11 protein-coding genes and 1 tRNA gene are annotated in these 18710 nt (G+C 74.0%); 7 read left to right on the top strand and 5 right to left on the bottom strand.

Features of this window, described 5'->3' with window-relative positions; all coding sequences use genetic code 11:
* Positions 1–8: 8 nt before the first annotated feature.
* The gene (locus FHR77_RS00350) at positions 9–2012 is read right to left on the bottom strand and encodes a vWA domain-containing protein (RefSeq protein ID WP_167257924.1); all 2004 of its coding nucleotides are present in this window, start codon (positions 2010–2012) and stop codon (positions 9–11) included.
* On the bottom strand, positions 2005–3390 hold the full coding sequence (locus FHR77_RS00355) for a magnesium chelatase ATPase subunit I (protein ID WP_167257926.1): 1386 nt from the start codon (positions 3388–3390) through the stop codon (positions 2005–2007). Before FHR77_RS00355 ends, FHR77_RS00350 begins: the two co-directional genes overlap by 8 nt.
* Before the next feature lie 370 nt (positions 3391–3760).
* On the opposite strand from FHR77_RS00355, the gene FHR77_RS00360 reads away from it, so the two are divergent.
* A complete protein-coding gene (locus FHR77_RS00360; protein WP_167257928.1) occupies positions 3761–4792 on the top strand; it encodes a glycoside hydrolase family 6 protein in 1032 nt (343 codons plus the stop codon).
* Between the two features lie 20 nt (positions 4793–4812).
* Here the strand turns inward: FHR77_RS00360 and FHR77_RS00365 are convergent, their stop codons facing one another.
* Positions 4813–6612 (bottom strand): serine/threonine-protein kinase, encoded by a 1800-nt coding sequence (locus tag FHR77_RS00365; RefSeq protein WP_167257930.1) that lies wholly within the window; start codon positions 6610–6612, stop codon positions 4813–4815.
* A gap of 276 nt (positions 6613–6888) precedes the next feature.
* Here FHR77_RS00365 and FHR77_RS00370 point away from each other — a divergent pair, with 276 nt between their 5' ends.
* Together FHR77_RS00370 and FHR77_RS00375 are read left to right on the top strand one after the other, a co-directional pair.
* Positions 6889–8322 (top strand): LCP family protein, encoded by a 1434-nt coding sequence (locus FHR77_RS00370; RefSeq protein ID WP_341777159.1) that lies wholly within the window; start codon positions 6889–6891, stop codon positions 8320–8322.
* 526 nt (positions 8323–8848) lie between these two features.
* Positions 8849–8938, top strand: a tRNA-Ser gene (locus FHR77_RS00375).
* A gap of 92 nt (positions 8939–9030) precedes the next feature.
* Here the strand turns inward: FHR77_RS00375 and FHR77_RS00380 are convergent.
* Positions 9031–9660, bottom strand: coding sequence for a Pr6Pr family membrane protein (locus FHR77_RS00380; RefSeq protein ID WP_167257934.1), 630 nt, complete (start codon positions 9658–9660; stop codon positions 9031–9033).
* A 113-nt stretch (positions 9661–9773) separates the two neighbouring features.
* Between FHR77_RS00380 and FHR77_RS00385 the strand changes: the two genes are divergently transcribed.
* The 3 genes from FHR77_RS00385 to FHR77_RS00395 all read left to right on the top strand — a co-directional run bounded on the left by FHR77_RS00385 (position 9774) and on the right by FHR77_RS00395 (position 15175).
* Positions 9774–12380: a sensor histidine kinase gene (locus tag FHR77_RS00385; RefSeq protein ID WP_167257936.1), complete on the top strand. Its 2607-nt coding sequence runs from the start codon at positions 9774–9776 to the stop codon at positions 12378–12380.
* Positions 12377–13087: a response regulator gene (locus FHR77_RS00390; RefSeq protein WP_056052098.1), complete on the top strand. Its 711-nt coding sequence runs from the start codon at positions 12377–12379 to the stop codon at positions 13085–13087. Before FHR77_RS00385 ends, FHR77_RS00390 begins: the two co-directional genes overlap by 4 nt.
* A 138-nt stretch (positions 13088–13225) precedes the next feature.
* Positions 13226–15175, top strand: coding sequence for an APC family permease (locus FHR77_RS00395; protein ID WP_167259382.1), 1950 nt, complete (start codon positions 13226–13228; stop codon positions 15173–15175).
* A gap of 100 nt (positions 15176–15275) precedes the next feature.
* On the opposite strand, the gene FHR77_RS00400 is transcribed toward FHR77_RS00395, so the two are convergent.
* Complete coding sequence (locus FHR77_RS00400; RefSeq protein ID WP_167257938.1) at positions 15276–16331, bottom strand: hypothetical protein; 1056 nt, start codon at positions 16329–16331, stop codon at positions 15276–15278.
* Positions 16332–16614: 283 nt separating this feature from the next.
* Between FHR77_RS00400 and glgX the strand changes: the two genes are divergently transcribed.
* Positions 16615–18681, top strand: coding sequence for a glycogen debranching protein GlgX (gene glgX / locus FHR77_RS00405; RefSeq protein ID WP_056052104.1), 2067 nt, complete (start codon positions 16615–16617; stop codon positions 18679–18681).
* Positions 18682–18710: the final 29 nt, after the last annotated feature.

Consider the following 18710-nt stretch of genomic DNA (forward strand, 5'->3'; position numbering starts at 1 on the left):
GATGCGGTTCAGGCCGCGCGGCCGGGGCCCGGCTGCCGCCCGTCGAGGTACGACTCGACCACCGCGGCACCGAGGTCGTCGGCCTCCGGGGCGACGACCGTGCCGCCGACCCGGCGCGCCATCGCGTCGACGAACCGGGCGAGGCCGGGGTCGTCGCCGAGGCGGAAGATCGTCGTCTGCGCGCCGAGGCGCATCGAGGCGTCGAGCTCGCGCACGGTGACGGCGATCGTCAGCGGCGCCGGCGGGTAGTCGAACCAGGTCGCGCCGTCGGCCTCCAGGTGGGAGGTCGGCTCGCCGTCGGTGACGATGAGCAGCACGGGCTGAGCGGAGGGGTGCTTCCGGAAGTGGCGGTTCGCGAGCAGCAGCGCGTGGTGGAGGTTCGTGCCCTTCTCCCACTTCGCGTCGAGGCCCACGAGCTCCTCGATCTCCATCGTCCGCGCCTCTCGGCCGAAGCCGATCAGCTGCAGGTCGTCGCCGCGGAACCGGCTGGTGACCAGCGTGTGCAGCGCCAGCGCCGTCCGCTTCATCGGCACCCAGCGGTCGTCCATCGCCATCGAGAACGAGGTGTCGACCAGGAGGGCGACGCACGCCTGCGTCCGGGCCTCGGTCTCCTGCACCTCGACGTCGCCGATCTCGATCCGCACGCCGTCGCGGGTGGACCCGCCGCCGCCGGCCACGCGCGTCACGGCGTTGGTGACCGTCCGGGTGACGTCCCAGGGCTCGGTGTCGCCGAACGCCCACTCCCGCGTCGCGCCCGACCGCTCGCCGGCCGCGCCCGCCCGGCGCACGTCGCGCGCGCCTCGTCGGCCGGAGACCGTCTCGGCGATGTCGCGGAGCAGCGCCTTGCCCAGCTGCCGCATCGCCTTGGGCGTGAGGCGCAGGCGACCGTCGGCGGCGCGCGACATCGTGCCCGAGTCGCGCAGGGCCTGCTCGAGGCGCTGGAGGGCCCGCGCGTCGACCACCGCCTCCTGCCCCAGCTGCCGGGTGAGGGCGTCGAGGTCGAGGTCGTCGAGCTGGGAGCCGGGGCCCGACCGCGCCAGCTGCTCGGCGAGGGCGTCGAGGTCGGCCAAGTCCTGGAAGACGCCGGTGCCGTCGCCGAGGCCCATGCCCTCTCCGCCGCCGAACTGCTCCGAGCCGCCCCAGTCTTCTCCGGGCCGGAGCCCGCGGAGCACGTCGTCGAGCTGCGACAGCTGGCCCATCAGCTCGGGCGAGCCGAAGGCCTGCTGCGCGAGCGCGTCGAGCTCGTCGCGCTGTTCGGGGGTCAGCGAGTTGCGCAGCCGCTGCGCCGCGGCCGCCCGCGCCGCGAGGGCGTCGATCAGCTCGTCGACCGTCTCGGGCCCCTCGGGGAAGGCGTCGCCGTGCGCGGCCATGAAGTCGTCGAACTGCTGCTCGACGTCGTCGCCGCGCCGGTGGGCCTCGAGGAGGTCGGTGAGGTCGGCGAGCATCTGCGTCGTCGCGGCACGGTCAGCGTCGGTGGCGCCCTCGAGCGCCTGCTTCATGCCGGCGAAGCGCTGGTCGAGCATCTCGCGGCCGAGCAGGTCGCGGATGGCGTCGTAGTCGGCCTGGGCCTGCCGGCTCTGCCAGCGGTAGTCCGCCAGCTCGGCGACGGCGGCCGCGGGCGACGGCGGCAGGCTGTCGAGCTGCAGCTCGGCCAGCGCACGGTCGCCGTCGTCGAGCTCGACGTCGCGCGCGAGCTGGCGGCGCTCGTCGAGCACCGCCCGCTCGAGCAGCGCCGCGACCTCGCGCAGCGTGCCGTCGAGGTCGGTGCCCCGCGTCAGCTCGCGGCGTCGCTCAGCGACGCGGCGGGCGAGGTCGTCGAGACCGCGACCGTCGCTGCCGCCGCGGCGCAGGAACTCGCGCAGCGCCGCCTCGGGCGACCGCCCCGCCATGACGTCCTCGCCGACCGCGTCGAGGGCCTCGCGCAGGTCGACCGGCGGCGCCAGTGGGTCGGGCCCGCCGTCGAACCTCCGGTAGCTCGAGCCGCGCCCGAGCCGCCGGTTCGCCCTAGCCATAGACGGCCTGCCCGTCGCCCGCCTCTTTGCTGACCCGACGGGCCAGCCAGAGGCCCTCGAGCGCGAGCTCGATCGCCCCCGCGCGCTGCCCGTCGCTGGTGGCGCCGAGACGCTCCGCGACCCGGTCGTAGAGGTCGGACTCGCCGAGCGAGGGCAGGCCGGCGAGGAAGTCGCGCGCCGTCACCTGCTCGCCGGTCGTCACCATGCGGCCGGCCTCGAGCGCGTCGACCAGCAGGTCGAGGTCGACGCCCCGCAGGTGCGCGCGCACGGCCTCCGCCGTGGCCGTCCGCAACAGGTGGTCGAGGATCTCGTCTTCTCGCCCCTCCTCGCCCGACTCGAACTCGATCTTGCCGCCGAGCACGTCGACGGCCGTCTCGAGGTCGATCGGCCGGGCCACGGCCTCGGGCTCGCCCTGGCGCGTCGCGCGGTGCAGCGCGGCGGCGGCGATCGTCTCGGCCCCGGCGATCGCGAACCGAGCGCTGACGCCGCTGCGCTGGTCGACCGAGGGCGAGTCGCGGAGCGCGCGCGTGAAGCGGGCGAGCACCTCGACGAGCACGTCGGGCACCTCGGCCACGAGGTCGGCCTCCTGCCGGATCACCGCGATCTCGTCGTCGAGCTCGATCGGGTAGTGGGTGCGGATCTCGGCACCGAACCGGTCTTTCAGGGGCGTGATGATGCGGCCGCGGTTCGTGTAGTCCTCCGGGTTCGCGCTCGCGACCACGAGCACGTCGAGCGGGAGCCGCAGCACGTAGCCGCGGATCTGGATGTCGCGCTCCTCCATCACGTTGAGCATCGCGACCTGGATGCGCTCGGCCAGGTCGGGCAGCTCGTTGACGGCGACGATGCCGCGGTGGCCGCGGGGGATGAGCCCGAAGTGGATCGTCTCGGGGTCGCCGAGGCTACGGCCCTCGGCCACCTTCATCGGGTCGACGTCGCCGATCAGGTCGGCGACGCTCGTGTCGGGCGTCGCGAGCTTCTCGACGTAGCGCTCGTCGCGCCCACGCCAGGCGACCGGCAGGTCGTCGCCGAGCTCCGCCGCCCGGCGGATGCTCTCGGTCGTGATCGGCTCGAACGGGTGCTCGCCGAGCTCGGACCCCTCGATCACCGGCGACCACTCGTCGAGCAGGCCGGCCAAGGTGCGCAGCAGGCGCGTCTTGCCCTGGCCCCGCTCTCCGAGCAGCACCACGTCGTGCCCGGCGAGCAGGGCCCGCTCGAGCTGGGGCAGCACGGTGGTCTCGAGCCCGTGCAGCCCGGGCCAGGGGTCGCGGCCCTCGCGCAGGGCGGAGAGCAGGTTGTCGCGGATCTCGGTGCGGAGCGGTCGCAGCCGGTGCCCGGAGGCTCGCAGCTCGCCGACGGTCGTCGTCGTGGGTCGTGTCACGCGAGCGACGGTACGCCTGACCACCGACGTCCACCAGGGCCCGGGGCGGGCGCCGTGCCGGCTCGTAGCCCGCACCCAGGGAGCGGGCGGCCCGCTGCCAGCCCGGATGCGGGAGACGTGCAGCCACCGTGCCCGCGACTCCCACGGCTCCCGGTGCGAGCTCGCAGGAGGCGCGGGCCGGGTCGGCCGGAGGGGGGACGACGGGCGTGCCCCCACCCCCGAAGACGGGCGGCGTCGGCACCGCACGGGGGCTTGAGGCGCACGGGGGCCCGTGCTGCACTGACGGCACCAGGTCGGCGTCACCCGCGTCCGTCGCCTGGTCGACGGGTGCTCCGCCCCGCCGCCCTCCCCACCGAACGGAACCCACCCCGTGACCTCCCTCGCCCGCCGGGGCCTGGTGCTCGGGGCCGCCGTCGCGCTCGCGACCGGCCTCGTCGCCGTGCCCACCGCCTCCCCTGCAGACCCCGCGGCCGCGGCGACCGCCGCGTCGTCCGCGACCGTCACCTCCGCCACCATCCGCACGGCCTCGGCCGGCACCGTCTACCGCGGCGGCCTCTACGTCGACCCGACCGGCGCCGCCGCGACGGCGGCCGCGCAGCTGCAGGCTGCAGGCCGCACCACGGAGGCCGCCGCGGCCCGGACGATCGCCGACCAGTCGATCGCGACCTGGCTCGGCAGCTGGTACGACGACGTCATGCTGGTGAAGGTCGTGCAGCGCACCCTCGCCGCCGCCGAGGCGAAGGGGCGCACGCCCGTCTTCGTCACGTACGAGATCCCCGGCCGCGACTGCGGCGGCTGGTCGGGCGGCGGGGCGGTCGACGACGCCGCCTACCTGCGCTGGAACCAGCTCGTCGCCGACACCCTCCGGGGCCACCGCGCCGTCGTGCTCGTCGAGCCCGACTCGCTCGGCCACCTCGGCTCGTGCCCCGAGACGACCACGACCCGGACCGCGACCCTCGCCGCCGCCGTCGCGGCCCTGGCCGACGCGGGCGTGCCCGCCTACCTCGACGGCGGCAACTCGAACTGGGTCGCGCCCACCGAGATGGCCGCCCGGCTGAAGGCGGCGGGCGTCGACCGCGCCCGGGGCTTCTTCACGAACGTCGCGAACTACTACGGCGTCGACCCGGAGCGGGCCTACGCCGACAAGGTCTCGGCGGCGCTCGGCGGCACCCACTACGTCATCGACGTGTCGCGCAACGGGCGGGGCTGGAAGGGCACCTGGTGCAACGCCCCCGGTGCGGGCCTCGGCCAGACCCCGCGCGTGACGGGCGGCACCACCGGGCTCGACGCCCTGCTCTGGGTGAAGACGCCGGGAGCCAGCGACGGGCCCTGCAACGGCGGCCCCCCGGCGGGGCAGTGGTACCCGGCGTACGCGGTCGCGCTGGTCGCGAACCGGAAGTAGGAGGCGCGGCGCGGGCAGGGTCAGTCGGTCGCCGTGCCGGGGCCCTTGCCCTTGTCCTTGCCGTTGCCGTTGCCCGGCCCGGTGACGACGGTGGCGTCCACGCCGGGCACAGCGGCGCCGGCGCCGGTGGGCTTGCCGTTGCCGTTGCCGTTCCCGTTGTTGCCGGTGCCGGTGCCGGTGCCCTGGCCGGGCACGGTGCCCGACGGCGGCGTCGCCTGGCCCGGACCGCCCTCGTCCTCGTCGGGCTCGTTCTCGTCCTCGTCCGGCTCCTCCTCCGACGGCGCGGGCGCCGTCGTCTCCGGCGCGGGAGCGGGCGCCACGGTCGGCTCCGTGCTCGGCTCCCCGGCGGGGGCCTCCTCGCTCGGCGCGACGCTCGGCTCCGGGCTGGTCTCGGTCGTCTCGACCGGCCTGCTCGGGTCGTCGGCGGGGTCGCTGCCGCGGCCTGCGCCGAGGGCGAGGGCCACGGCGGCCAGCACGGCGAGCAGCACGACGGCGACGACCACTCCGACCAGCACGCGACGGCGGCCGGGCCGTTCGTCGTCGCCCCCGGCGCTGCGCGCGGCCCCCGAGGAGGCGCGGGTCGACCCGAGCGGGGAGGTCGCGGCCCCGGCTGCCCCGGCCCCCGCGGCGACCCCGGCCGAGCCCGCCTCGGCGAAGCGCCGCGTGGGGGCGTCGTCGGACGGGAGCGCCCGGGTGGGGGCGTCGCCGGCGCCGGCCGCGGGGTCGAGACGGGCCGTCGGGGAACCTCCGGCGGGGAAGCGGGCGGTGGGGGCGTCGCCGGCGGGCATCGCGCCGGTCGGCTGGTCTGCTCCGGCGGCCGCAGTCGCGGCAGCGGCAGTCCCAGCGCCCGCGGCGAGGCCGGCACCGGCGGCCAGGCCCGCCACGGCAGCGCCACCGGCCCCGCGCCCGTCGCTGGTCGCCCCGGGGGCCGTCGCCGCGCCTCCGGCACCCGCTCCTGCTCCCGCGGTCACGACGGGCGCAGCCGCAGCGCGCGCCTCGCGCAGCACGTCGAGGGCGGTCGGGCGGGCCGCGGGGTCGCGGGCCGTCATCGCGGTGAGCAGGGCCTGCCAGTCGGCGCCGACCGACGCTGGGACGACCGGGTCGCGGCTCAGGCGGGCGCTCAGTGACTCCATCAGCGTGCCCGGGAACTCGCGGCGGCCCGTGACGACCTCGAGCAGCACGAGGCCGAGCGACCAGATGTCGGAGGCCGTGCCGACGTCGCCGCCGAGGGCCTGCTCCGGGCTGAGGTAGGCCGCGGTGCCGAGCACGGAGCCCGGCGCCGTCAGCCGCGTCGCGCCGCTGAGCTGGGCGATGCCGAAGTCGGCGAGCAGCGCGCGGAACTCCTGGCCCGGGACGGGCGACGGCGCGAGCAGCACGTTGCCCGGCTTCAGGTCGCGGTGCACGATGCCGGCGGAGTGGACGACGTGGAGGGCCTCGGCGAGGTCGGCGGCCATCCGCTGCACCTCGTCGCCCGCGACGGGGCCGTCGTGCAGGCGCCGGTCGAGGGTGGGGCCGTCGACGAGCTGCATGACGAGGTAGGGGCGCTCGTCGCCGTCCACGACCGCGACGTCGGCGTCGTAGAGGGTCACGAGGGCGTGGTGCTCGAGCGAGGCGAGCAGGTCGATCTCGGAGTGCGCGCGCCGCAGGTCGTCCGCGTCGCCGCTGTTCGGCGCGAGCAGCTTCAGCGCCACCGGGCGCCGGAGGGCCGTGTCGACGGCGCGGTACACGGTGGCCATGCCCCCGCGCCCGAGGACGCCGTCGAGTCGGTAGCGGTCGCCCAGGAGGGCGCCGCTCAGGTCACGGCTGCGGTCGTCGCCCATGTCGTCCCTCCGGCAGGTCGACTCCCCACTGTAGGCGGGGACGGCGCCCCCGCGTGCGTCGGGGCGGGCCCCGGCAGGGCCGCGGGACCTCCCGCACGGCCCCGGGCGGGACCCCGGCGCGGCACCCCCAGAGAGGGGCTTCGTCGGCCCGTTCCTGTGGCGGGCACCTAGGGCGCTCTGTCTACAATGCCTTCTGCCCGCCCATCGCACGGGCACCGCCGGCCTCCTCGTGAGCGTGACCGTCGTGTGCCCGCGACGACCGAGAGGACCCCCTGCGTGAGCGATCTCCGTGACCGACGTGACCGACGTGACCGCTCTCCGCGACGCGACCGCGCGACCGGGGGCCACGGTGCCGGCCGGAGCCGCACCACGCCCGCCCCGGCCGACGAGACGGTGCACCTCTCGCGGCGCGCGGCGAGGTCGGGCTCGACGGGGATCGCCCGCCACGGCCGCCTGCGCTCGGGCGGGCCGGTCGGAGGCGTGGCCAAGATCCTCGCCGGGGCCCTCGCCGTCGTGCTGGTAAGCGGCGCCTCCGTCGGGGCGATCGCGGCCTACCAGGTGAAGAGCGACCTCGGCACCGGCGTGGCCCTGCCCGCGGCGAAGGGCGAGACGAAGGCCCCGGAGGCGCCGTCGATCGCCGCCTTCGAGGGCGGCTTCAACATCCTCGTGGTCGGCACCGACAACGACGCCTCGCAGGACGCCGCGGCGTTCGGCGAGCGTGACGCGACCCTCAACGACGTCAACATCCTGCTCCACGTCTCCGCCGACCACACCAACGCCACGGCCGTCAGCATCCCGCGCGACATGGTGGTGCCCATCCCGGCCTGCGCCCGCGAGGACGGCAGCGGCTACTACTCGGCCATGTCGGCCAGGCCCATCAACGAGGCGTGGTCGTACGGCGGACTGAGCTGCGTGGTCTCGACCGTGTCGGCCCTCACCGGCCTCGACATCCCCTTCGCCGGCATGATCTCGTTCAACGGCGTCATCGAGATGTCGAACGCGGTCGGGGGAGTGCCCGTCTGCGCCGCGACGCCGATCACCGACCGCTACACGGGGCTCGACCTGCAGGCCGGCGAGACCGTGCTGTCGGGGGCCGACGCCCTGGCCTTCCTGCGCACCCGTCACGGCGTCGGCGACGGCTCCGACCTGGGCCGCATCAGCAGCCAGCAGGTCTACCTGTCGTCGCTGCTGCGCACGGTCAAGAGCGCCGACACCCTCGGCGACCCGACGAAGCTCTACTCCCTGGCCCGCGCGGCGGCGAGCAACATGACCCTCTCCGAGGGCCTGACGAACGTCACCACGATGGTGCAGATCGGCAGCGCCCTCAAGGACCTGCCGCTCGACGCGGTCAACTTCGTGCAGTACCCCGGCACGACCGGCGGCACGGGCGTCTACGCGGGCAAGGTGCAGCCGACGACGTCGGTGGCGACGCAGCTCTTCGACGCCATCGCCGCCGACGTGCCGTTCACCCTCCCCGAGGGCAGCACGGGCATCGGCTCGGAGACCACCGAGAGCGCGGCGCCGACCGACCCGGGGGCGGCGGCTCCGGCACCTGCCGACACCGCGACTCCTGCCCCCACGGCCGCGCCGACCACCGACCCGGGCGTGACGACGACCACGCCGCCGGCCGCGGGGTCGACCGAGGTGATCACGGGGCTCACCGGGCAGACGGCCGCGGACCAGACCTGCTCGGTCGGGTTCGGCAAGTAGGTCGCGGGCCCGCAGGCGGGCCCGAGGTGCGACCGGGAAGTCGTCCCGGCGAGTAACCAGCTCGCCGGGACGACCCGGGTCTCACGCGGCGGCCCGAACCGGCACGCATGAGGGGCCCTGCGGCGCCGGGATCAGGGGTTCGGCGCCGCAGGGGGACGGAGTCGACGTCGCTGTCGGCGGGGGTGTGCCCACCGCGGGCGTCGGGTACGCTCGCGGAGTCGGGGTGGCACGGTGACGCGCTCGGGCAGCGGGGGAGTGTCCGGCAAGGGGTGGACGTGCTCGTGCTGTCGAGCTGCCGCACCTCCGCCGTCGTCGGCGTCAGGGGTACTCTATGTGTCCGCATAATGGCGGACAAGCCGGTCGTGGCCCCCAGGAGGGGGGCTTGCGGGTGAATCGCGGGTGAGAGACCACGGCCCGACCGACCGTCGAGCGGCGGGCCACGCGGTGCAGGGGGCGCGGTTCGGCAGATCGCGCTCGGCCCGCTATGATCGTCGGTGCGCGCTGTCGTCCCTGACCCAGCGCTCGAGGAGCCGTCGCATAGTTCGGCCTAGTGCACCACCCTGCTAAGGTGGAGTTCCCTTTGTGGGAACCGTGGGTTCAAATCCCACCGGCTCCGCTGGAAAGCCCCGATCGAACACCTCTCGCCAGGTGCCGACCGGGGCTTTCCTTCGTTCAGAGCGGCCGTGTCGGTGCTCACGGAGTCTGGGCTCACGGAGTCTGCGCGGTGCGGGCGCGGCGGCGGCGACCGACGAGGACGACCAGCGTCGCGAGCACCGCCAGGGCGACGACCAGCACCACGAGGTACAGCGCGACCCCGCCCGCCCCGCCCACGGCCGACGGGTCGTAGAACGGGTACGGGTAGAACCCGATGACCGCTCCGCGGACGAGCGAGTACACGCTGTAGACGACCGGGTAGACGAGGCACACCGCGGCCGCCCACCAGGGCAGGCGTCGCTCGGGCGGCCACACGACCCAGTCGACCAGCACCGCCACCGGCATCAGCATGTGCACCACGACGTTCACCCACGGCACGAGGGCCCCGACGTCGAGGCCCGCCAGCAGCACGTTGAAGACGATCCCCACGAAGACCATGGCGACGACCGTGCCGGCCCGCACGACCGACCAGGCGCGGGAGTCGGGGGCGCCGCGGGCGACCCTGATCGCCCCGACCGTGAACACCACGGTCGCGAGCAGGTTGCTGAGGTTCGTGAAGTACGAGAAGAAGTTCGCGATCGACGAGTCGTTCACGAGCGTCACCCGGAACTGCGCGGTCACCGCCGTGAGGGTGAGCGCCGCGAAGACGAGGCGGTAGACGATCGTGACGGGGCCGGGGCGCATGGGCCGACCCTAGCGCTCGCCGTGAGTCCTCCCCAGGTGGACGCTTCGCGGTGCCCTCCCCGGCGCGACGGGCCCTCGACGCCCCGGTCGTGCGCGGGTGCGATGCTGAGCGCATGACACGAGGACGACTGCGGGTGCTGCTCGGCGCGGCACCGGGGGTGGGCAAGACCTACACGATGCTCGAGGAGGGGCGTCGGCTGCGCGACGAGGGCAAGGACGTCGTCGTCGCGGTCGTCGAGACGCACGGCCGCGCCGCGACGGCCTCGGTGCTCGGCGACCTCGAGGTCGTCCCGCGTCGCGTCGTCGAGCACCGCGGGGTCGAGCTCGACGAGATGGACCTCGAGGGCGTGCTGGCCCGCCGGCCCCAGCTCGCGCTCGTCGACGAGCTCGCCCACACGAACGCCCCGGGCGGCACGCACGACAAGCGCTGGCGCGACGTCCAGGTGCTGCTCGACGCCGGCATCTCCGTCATCTCGACCGTCAACGTGCAGCACATCGAGTCGCTCAACGACGTCGTCGAGCAGATCACCGGCACGGTGCAGCGCGAGACGGTGCCCGACGCCGTCCTGCGGTCGGCCGACCAGCTCGAGGTGGTCGACCTCGCGCCCCAGGCGCTGCGCGACCGCCTGGCGGCGGGCGACGTCTACCCCGCCTCGCGCGTCGACGCCGCCCTCTCGAACTACTTCCGGCTCGGCAACCTCACCGCCCTCCGCGAGCTGGCGCTGCTCTGGCTCGCCGACGAGGTCGACAGCGCCCTCAAGGCCTACCGGGTCGAGCACGGCATCGACAGCCCGTGGGAGGCGCGAGAGAGGGTCGTCGTCGCGCTCACCGGTGGTGCCGAGGGCGAGACCCTCGTGCGGCGGGCGGCCCGCATCGCCGCGCGGTCGGCCGGGGGCGAGCTGATCGCCGTGCACGTCAGCAGCCAGGACGGCCTGCGGCAGGGCGTGCCGGGAGCGCTCGCGGCGCAACGCGCCCTCGTCGAGAAGCTCGGCGGCACGTACCACCAGGTCGTCGGCGACGACGTGCCCCAGGCCCTCGTCGAGTTCGCCCGCGGCACGAACGCCTCGCAGCTGGTCATCGGCGTCAGCCGACGGGGGCGCCTCGCGACGGCGCTCACGGGCCAGGGGATCGGCGCCACCGTCATCCGCGAGTCCGGGCAGATCGACGTGCACATCGTCAACCACGGCTCGGCCGGTCGGGGCTGGGCGCTGCCGCGCATCGGCGGTGCCCTGTCGCGCGGGCGCGTCCTCGCCGGCTTCGCCCTCACGCTGCTCGGCGGCCCGCTGCTCGCGTGGCTGCTGGTCGGGCACCGCAGCGAGGACGGCATCGCGGGCGACGTGCTGCTCTTCCAGCTGCTCGTCATCGTGGTGGCCGTCGTCGGCGGCCTCTGGCCCGCGCTCGTCGCCGCCCTGCTCTCGGGCGTGGCGCTCGACCTCCTCTTCATCGCGCCGGTGTACGAGCTGACCATCGCCGAGCCCCTGCACTTCCTGGCGCTGGTGCTCTACGTCGTCAACGCCGCGCTGGTCAGCTGGGTCGTCGACCAGGCGGCCCGGCGCAGCCGGGCGGCGGCGAGGGCCCTGGCCGAGACCGAGCTGCTCGCCACCGTCTCGGGCAGCGTGCTGCGCGGCCAGGACGCCGTTCAGGCGCTCGTCGAGCGCACGCGCGAGGCGCTGGGGCTGACGCGGGTCCGCGTGCTGCAGGGCGACGTCGAGCTCGCGTCCTCCGTCGCCCCGGGGGGCGGGGCCGCCGGGGCGGATGCTCACCCCGACCCACGCTCCGACTCCGACTCCGACTCCGTCGCGACGCTGCCCGCGGGGTCGGGGGCTGCCCTCGAGCTGACCGGCGGCGGGCTCCTGGCGGCCGACCGCCGCCTCCTCGTGGTCGTCGCGGCCCAGGTCGAGGCGGCGCTCGAGCACTCCGCCCTGAGCCGCGAGGCCGGCCAGGTGGCACCGCTCGCCGAGGTCGACCGCATGCGGAGCGCCCTGCTCGCCGCCGTGGGGCACGACCTCCGACGCCCGCTGGCCGCGGCGACGGCCTCGATCAGCGGGCTGCGCCAGGCCGACGTCGACTGGAGCGACGCCGACCGCGACGAGCTGCTCTCGACCGCGTACGAGAGCCTCGAGTCGCTCGCCGCCCTCGTGACCAACCTGCTCGACGTGAGCCGCGTGCAGGCCGGCGCCCTCGCCGTCTCGACCGACGACGTCGACGTCGACGAGGTCGTGCTCGGGGCGCTCGACGAGCTGGGGCTCGGCCCCGCCGACGTCGAGCTCGCGCTGCGGGCGTCCGTGCCGCCCGTGCGGGCCGACCGCGTGCTGCTGCAGCGGGTCCTGGTCAACCTGCTCGACAACGCCCTGCGGTTCTCGCCGGAGGGGCAGCGGGTGCGCATCTCGACGAGCGGCTTCGCCGACCGGGTGGAGGTGCGGGTCGTCGACCGGGGGCCGGGCATCCCTCCCGAGCGGCGCGGCGAGATCATGACGGCGTTCCAGCGGCTCGGCGACACCGACAACGCGACCGGCCTCGGCCTCGGGCTCGCGCTCAGCAAGGGCTTCACCGAGGCGATGTCGGGCACGCTCACCCTCGACGACACCCCGGGCGGCGGGCTGACGATGGTGGTGTCGCTGCCCGACGGCGACGGCCCCGGCGATCCTGACGGGATCCCTACGCCGGCGGCCCTCGCCGTGGCCGGGGCGTCGGGTACGGTCGGCGGGGAGGAGCCGTGAAGATACTGATCGCCGACGACGACCCGCAGATCCTGCGGGCGCTCAAGGTGACCCTGGGGGCCCGGGGGTACGAGATCCACACCGCGGCCGACGGCCGCGAGGCGCTCGACGCCGTCGTCGCTCACCGCCCCGACCTGGTGATGCTCGACCTCGGCATGCCGCGGCTCGACGGGGTCGAGGTGATCGCGGGCATCCGCGGCTGGTCGACCGTGCCGATCCTCGTGGTCTCGGGGCGCACCGACGCGGCCGACAAGGTCGAGGCGCTCGACGCGGGCGCCGACGACTACGTGACGAAGCCGTTCGCGATGGAGGAGCTGCTGGCCCGGCTCCGGGCGCTCACGCGGCGGCTCGCGCCCGGCGACGACGACGCCCCCGTCGTGGCCTTCGGCGACGTGCGGGTCGACCTCTCGTCGACCACCGTCACCCGGGGCGGCGAGACGGTGCGGCTGACCCCGACCGAGTGGCGCGTGCTCGAGCTGCTGCTGCAGAGCCCGGGCAAGCTCGTCACCCGTGAGACCCTGCTGACGCAGGTATGGGGTCCGTTCCACGCGAAGGACACCGGGTACCTCCGCCTCTACTTCGCGCAGCTGCGCAAGAAGCTCGAGCCGGTGCCCGCGACTCCGCGCTACCTCGTGACCGAGCTCGGCATGGGCTACCGCTTCCTGCCCGACGAGACCCCCGCGGGGGAGGCCCGCCCCGAGTCCTAACGCGATCCTCACGCCCGCTCGGCTCCCGGCGCACCACCGGGGCTTAGCGTTGTGTGCGCGCGCCGTCCCGAGGCCGCGCGAGCGAGAGGTCCGACCGTGTCCACAGTCTCCGAGAAGTCCGGCAGGGACGCCGATGCGCTGGAACCGCAGCCGACCCCGGTGGCCGGCGCGCGCCTCCGGAACTGGCTGCTGGACGGCCTGACCGAGAACTCCGGCGCCCACCAGGGCCCGCACGCCGAGAAGGTGGAGAAGACCCACTCGTGGTGGCGCGTGATGTGCCTCACGGGCGTCGACTACTTCTCGACCCTCGGCTACCAGCCGGCCATCGCCGCCGTCGCCGCGGGGCTCCTGTCGCCGCTCGCGACCATCGTGCTCGTGGTGCTGACGCTGCTCGGCGCGCTTCCCGTCTACCGTCGCGTCGCCCGCGAGAGCCCGCGCGGCGAGGGCTCGATCGCGATGCTGGAACGCCTGCTGCCCTGGTGGGGCGGCAAGTTGTTCGTGCTCGTGCTGCTCGGCTTCGCGGCCACCGACTTCATGATCACCATCACGCTGTCGGCCGCCGACGCCACGGCGCACGCGGTCGAGAACCCCTTCACGCCCGAGTGGTTCCACGGGGCAGAGGTACCGATCACGCTCTTCCTGGTCGCCCTCCTCGCGGCGGTCTTCCTCCGCGGGTTCAAGGAGGCGATCGGCATCGCCGTCGTGCTGGTCGGCGTCTTCCTGGTGCTGAACCTCGTCGTGATCGCCGTGTCGATCTTCCACGTGGCCGAGAACACGGTGGTGATCGGCAACTGGTGGCAGGCGCTGACCGTGCAGCACGGCAACCCGGTCGTGATGGTCGGCATCGCGCTCATCGTCTTCCCGAAGCTCGCGCTCGGGCTCTCCGGCTTCGAGACCGGCGTCGCGGTCATGCCGCAGATCACCGGTGACCCCGACGACACCGACGAGCGGCCCACCGGGCGCATCCGCGGAGCTCGACGGCTGCTGACCACGGCCGCCCTGATCATGAGCTCGTTCCTCATCCTGTCGAGCTTCGTCACCACCCTGCTCATCCCGCAGGAGGAGTTCCAGTCGGGAGGGTCGGCGAACGGCCGGGCCCTGGCCTACCTGGCGCACGAGTACCTCGGCAACGGCTTCGGCACGCTCTACGACGTCAGCACCATCTGCATCCTCTGGTTCGCCGGCGCCTCCGCCATGGCCGGGCTGCTGAACCTCGTACCGCGCTACCTGCCCCGGTACGGCATGGCTCCGCAGTGGGCCCGGGCCGTGCGGCCGCTCGTCCTGGTCTTCACGGTGATCGCGTTCGTCATCACCGTCGTGTTCGACGCGGACGTCGACGCCCAGGGCGGGGCCTACGCGACCGGCGTGCTCGTGCTGATCACCAGCGCCTCCGTCGCGGTCACGCTCTCGGCCCGTCGGGCCCGGCAGCGCAAGCGCACGGTGGGCTTCGGGGCCATCGCGCTCGTCTTCGTCTACACGACGATCGTCAACGTGGTCGAGCGGCCCGACGGTGTGCGGATCGCCGCGATCTTCATCGTGGGGATCATGGCGGTGTCGCTGATCTCACGGGTGCGGCGGTCGTTCCAGCTGCGGGCGACGTCGATCACCTTCGACGACACGGCCCTCGGGTACGTGCGGGAGGACGCCGACGAGTACGGCTCGATCCGGCTCATCGCGCACGAGCCCGGCCGCGAGGTCGCCGAGATCTACAAGAAGAAGCTGACGGCGGAGCGGCGCTACAGCGGGATCCCGCAGCGGGCGCCCGTGATCTTCGTCGAGGTGCACCCGGGCGACTCGTCGAACTTCGAGGAGGACCTCGTCGTCACCGGCCACGTCGTGCACGGCTACCGGGTGCTGCGGGTCACGAGCGGCGCGGTGCCGAACACGCTCGCCTCGGTGCTGCTGGCCATCCGCGACGAGACCGGGGTCGCGCCCGACATCTACTTCGAGTGGACCGAGGGCGGGCCGCTGTCGAACATGGGCCGCTTCCTCGTCACGGGCGCCGGCGAGGTCGCCCCGGTGACGCGCGAGGTGCTCCGCCGCGCCGAGCCGAACCGCTCCCGCCGCCCTGACGTGCACGTCAGCTAGCCCGCCCCTCGCGCCGCTCCCGTCCCCTGGGTCGTCCCCGAAGAACCCGCGATCGGACAAAACACCCCTGCACGCACGGGTTCTTCGTCCGGAACGAGGTTCATCGAGGCCCGACGCCGTCGAACCTGGCACGGGCAGCACGAGCAGCGGCCCGGATCCGCCGGGGATCGAGGGAGACGCCGCCCGCCCTCAGCAGCTCCGCCAGCTGCTCAGGCCGGACCACGTCGACGTAGTCGCAGTGGATGACCGTCCTCACGTCAGGCAGGGCGAGGAGGGCGCGGTCACGTGCCTTCTGCTCGCGGAGCGCCTGGGCGGTCGAGCGGCCGGCGAGCATGCGACCGTCGACGAGCTTCTCCATGCCGTCGAACCCGAGCACGGCCCCGTCGGGGAGCTGGACATCGGCGCGAGCGACGACGCGCCCGTGCAGGCGGAAGACCTTCTGGAGGACGGGCTGCGCGACTCCCAGCTCATGGAGGGCGATCCGCAGCAGCGACTCGCCCCCGTTCTCGGCCCACGGTGACGCGAAGGCGATGATGCGCCTGGCCGCGCGCCCGCCTTTGTGCCCGGGCGGTCCGACCCGGGACACGAGCGCTGCTCGGACCTGCGTCAGCCTCGCGTCGACGTCAGGGCCATCGCGGTGCTCGCCCCCCAGCACGATGCGGCGGAGGACGGCGTCCACGCAGAGCACCGCCTCGGCGAACGACGCGGTCCTGGCCATGTCGGCTGCCGTCCTCAACAGCGAGGTGACCCGGACGCCCGCGACCTCCACGACGTCGTCGTCGGGGAGGGGGCCCGGCCGGACTAGGAACGTCGGCGTGCGCTTGACCGTCCTCCGGTGCTCGTCGATCGTGCGGACGACGTCATCGAGTCGGCGCCCCACCGTCGGGAGCCCATGGAGGGCGACAGCCGACTCGTGCGACACCGCGATGCTCGGGGACGCGCCGGCCACGCTGGCACGGACCGTCACGACGTGCCTGCCCCGCGCCTCCAACGCCGTCCAGTCGGCGAGGTCGACGTAGACGCCTCGACGCACGCGGTGGAGCAGGCCACGCTCGGCCCCGCGACGCAGAGCCCGAGCTTCGCGGGACGAGTCGCCATGAGTCGCGACGCGCAGCAGGGGCAGCAGGGGCAGCTGGGTGGGATCGGTACTGGCCATGCCCGAGTGTGCGCGATTCGCGGCCGGGAGCGCCGCTGACGGGAGTGGCCCTGTGGACGGGGGAGGCGCCTCCCGGGCGGAGGAGGCTCACGGAAGAACCCGGGATCGGACATCGCACCCGTGCGCACAGGGGTGCGATGTCCGATCGCGGGTTCGACGAAGAGCGGAGGGCGGGCGCGCGGGAAGTGAGAGGGGCGGGTTTTAGGGGGCGGGGCGAGGGGTACGGGGGCGAGCGGACCGCTCAGCTTGGCCCGCGCCTCCCGCGCTCCTGTACATCTGAGTGATGACCGCATCTCGCTCCAAGCCCTACCCCCTCGGCGTCACGCCCCTCGACGGCGGCGGCGCCCACGTCGCCGTGTACTCCGAGACCGCCGACCACATCTGGTTCTGCCTGTTCGACGACGACGCGGCCGACGGCACCCCCGGTGCCGAGCACCGCACCGAGCTCGTCGAGCGCACCGGCCACGTGTTCCACACGGTCGTGCCGGAGGCGCGGGTCGGCAGCCGCTACGGCTTCCGTGTCGCAGGCCCCTGGGACCCTTCCGCGGGCCTCCGCCACAACGAGCACAAGCTGCTGCTCGACCCGTGGGCCACCGCCCTCGACGGCACCTTCGACTGGGGCCAGGCCGTCTTCGGCCACGACATGGACGACCCCGAGACGATGGACACCACCGACTCCGCCCCCGCGATGCCGCGCAGCGTCATCGCCGACCGCAGCTTCGACTGGGGCGACGACGAGCGCCCGCTCACGCCCCTCGAGGAGACGGTCGTCTACGAGGTGCACGTGAAGGGCTTCACGCGCCAGCACCCCGAGGTGCCGGAGGAGATCCGCGGCACGTACGCGGGCCTCGCGCACCCCGCCGCGATCAAGTACTTCACCGACCTCGGCGTCACCGCCGTCGAGCTGCTGCCGACGCACCAGTTCGTGCAGGACAGCCACCTCGAGGAGAAGGGCCTCCGCAACTACTGGGGCTACAACTCCATCGGCTTCTTCGCCCCGCACGACGAGTACGCCTCGAAGGCCGCCGGCACCCGCGGCGGCCAGGTCGCCGAGTTCAAGGCCATGGTCAAGGCCTTCCACGAGGCCGGCCTCGAGGTGTGGATGGACGTCGTCTACAACCACACCGCCGAGGGCAACCACATGGGCCCGACCCTGTCGTTCAAGGGCATCGACAACGCGGCCTTCTACCGTCTCGTCGAGGGCGAGGAGTCGGCCTACTTCGACACCACCGGCACCGGCAACAGCCTCAACGTCAGCCACCCCGCCGCGCTCGCCCTCATCATGGACAGCCTCCGCTACTGGGTGACCGAGATGCACGTCGACGGCTTCCGCTTCGACCTCGCCACCACGCTGACCCGCCAGGGCGGCGAGGCGAGCGAGCACAGCGCCTTCCTCACCCTCATCCACCAGGACCCGGTGCTGAAGAGCGTCAAGATGATCGCGGAGCCCTGGGACACCGCGGGCTACCAGGTCGGCGGCTTCCCGGCCGACTGGTCGGAGTGGAACGGCAAGTTCCGCGACGACGTCCGCGAGTTCTGGAACGGCGAGCCCGGCGTGCTGTCGACCTTCTCCGACCGCGTGCTCGGCAGCCCCGACGTCTACGAGGACTCGCGGCGCTCGCCGCTCTCCAGCGTCAACTTCGTCACGGCCCACGACGGGTTCACCCTCGCCGACCTGACGATGTACCAGGAGAAGCACAACGAGGCCAACGGCGAGGACAACCAGGACGGCGAGAGCGACAACAAGTCGTTCAACGGCGGCATCGAGGGCCCGACCGACGACGGCGCCGTCAACGCGTACCGCGACCGTCAGCGCCGCAACTTCCTGGGCACGCTGCTCGTCAGCGCGGGCGTGCCGATGATCCTCGGCGGCGACGAGATCGCGCGCAGCCAGGGCGGCAACAACAACGCCTACTGCCAGGACAGCGAGATCTCGTGGTTCGACTGGGAGCAGGCCGACCTCGAGCTGCTCGAGTTCACGCGCGAGCTCATCACGCTCCGTCGCGAGAACGCCGCGCTGCGCCCCGACTGGTTCCGCTACGCCCCCGAGGTCGAGAGCGACGACCACGTGCAGGTGCGCCGCGCCGACGACCACTCGTTCTCGAGCGGCGACTGGCAGCAGGGCGAGAACAAGGCGATCACGTTCGTGCTGACGCACAAGGACGCCGACGCCTTCGCCTTCCTCACCAACGGCTCGACGAGCGTCGTCGAGTTCCAGGTGCCCGAGGCTCCCCACGGCGAGTGGGAGCTGGCCAGCTCGAGCGACCCCGACCAGGTGGTCGAGGGCCCGGTGACCACGCTGCTCGTGCGCGACGCGAGCTTCACGCTGCTGCGGAGCCGCGCCTCCTAGGGGGCCTGCCGGAGGCGCGGGCCGGCCAC

It is taken from the genome of Frigoribacterium endophyticum (genome assembly GCF_011759585.1).
In the GTDB taxonomy this organism is placed as follows: Bacteria; Actinomycetota; Actinomycetes; order Actinomycetales; family Microbacteriaceae; genus Frigoribacterium; species Frigoribacterium endophyticum.

What these genes read in the sequence shown, in the direction of transcription:
- glgX (WP_056052104.1), top strand. Translation starts at nt 16,615, where the DNA reads ATGACCGCATCTCGCTCCAAGCCCTACCCCCTCGGCGTCACGCCCCTC.
- FHR77_RS00350 (WP_167257924.1), bottom strand. Translation starts at nt 2,012, where the DNA reads ATGGCTAGGGCGAACCGGCGGCTCGGGCGCGGCTCGAGCTACCGGAGG.
- FHR77_RS00385 (WP_167257936.1), top strand. Translation starts at nt 9,774, where the DNA reads ATGACACGAGGACGACTGCGGGTGCTGCTCGGCGCGGCACCGGGGGTG.
- FHR77_RS00380 (WP_167257934.1), bottom strand. Translation starts at nt 9,660, where the DNA reads ATGCGCCCCGGCCCCGTCACGATCGTCTACCGCCTCGTCTTCGCGGCG.
- FHR77_RS00365 (WP_167257930.1), bottom strand. Translation starts at nt 6,612, where the DNA reads ATGGGCGACGACCGCAGCCGTGACCTGAGCGGCGCCCTCCTGGGCGAC.
- FHR77_RS00400 (WP_167257938.1), bottom strand. Translation starts at nt 16,331, where the DNA reads ATGGCCAGTACCGATCCCACCCAGCTGCCCCTGCTGCCCCTGCTGCGC.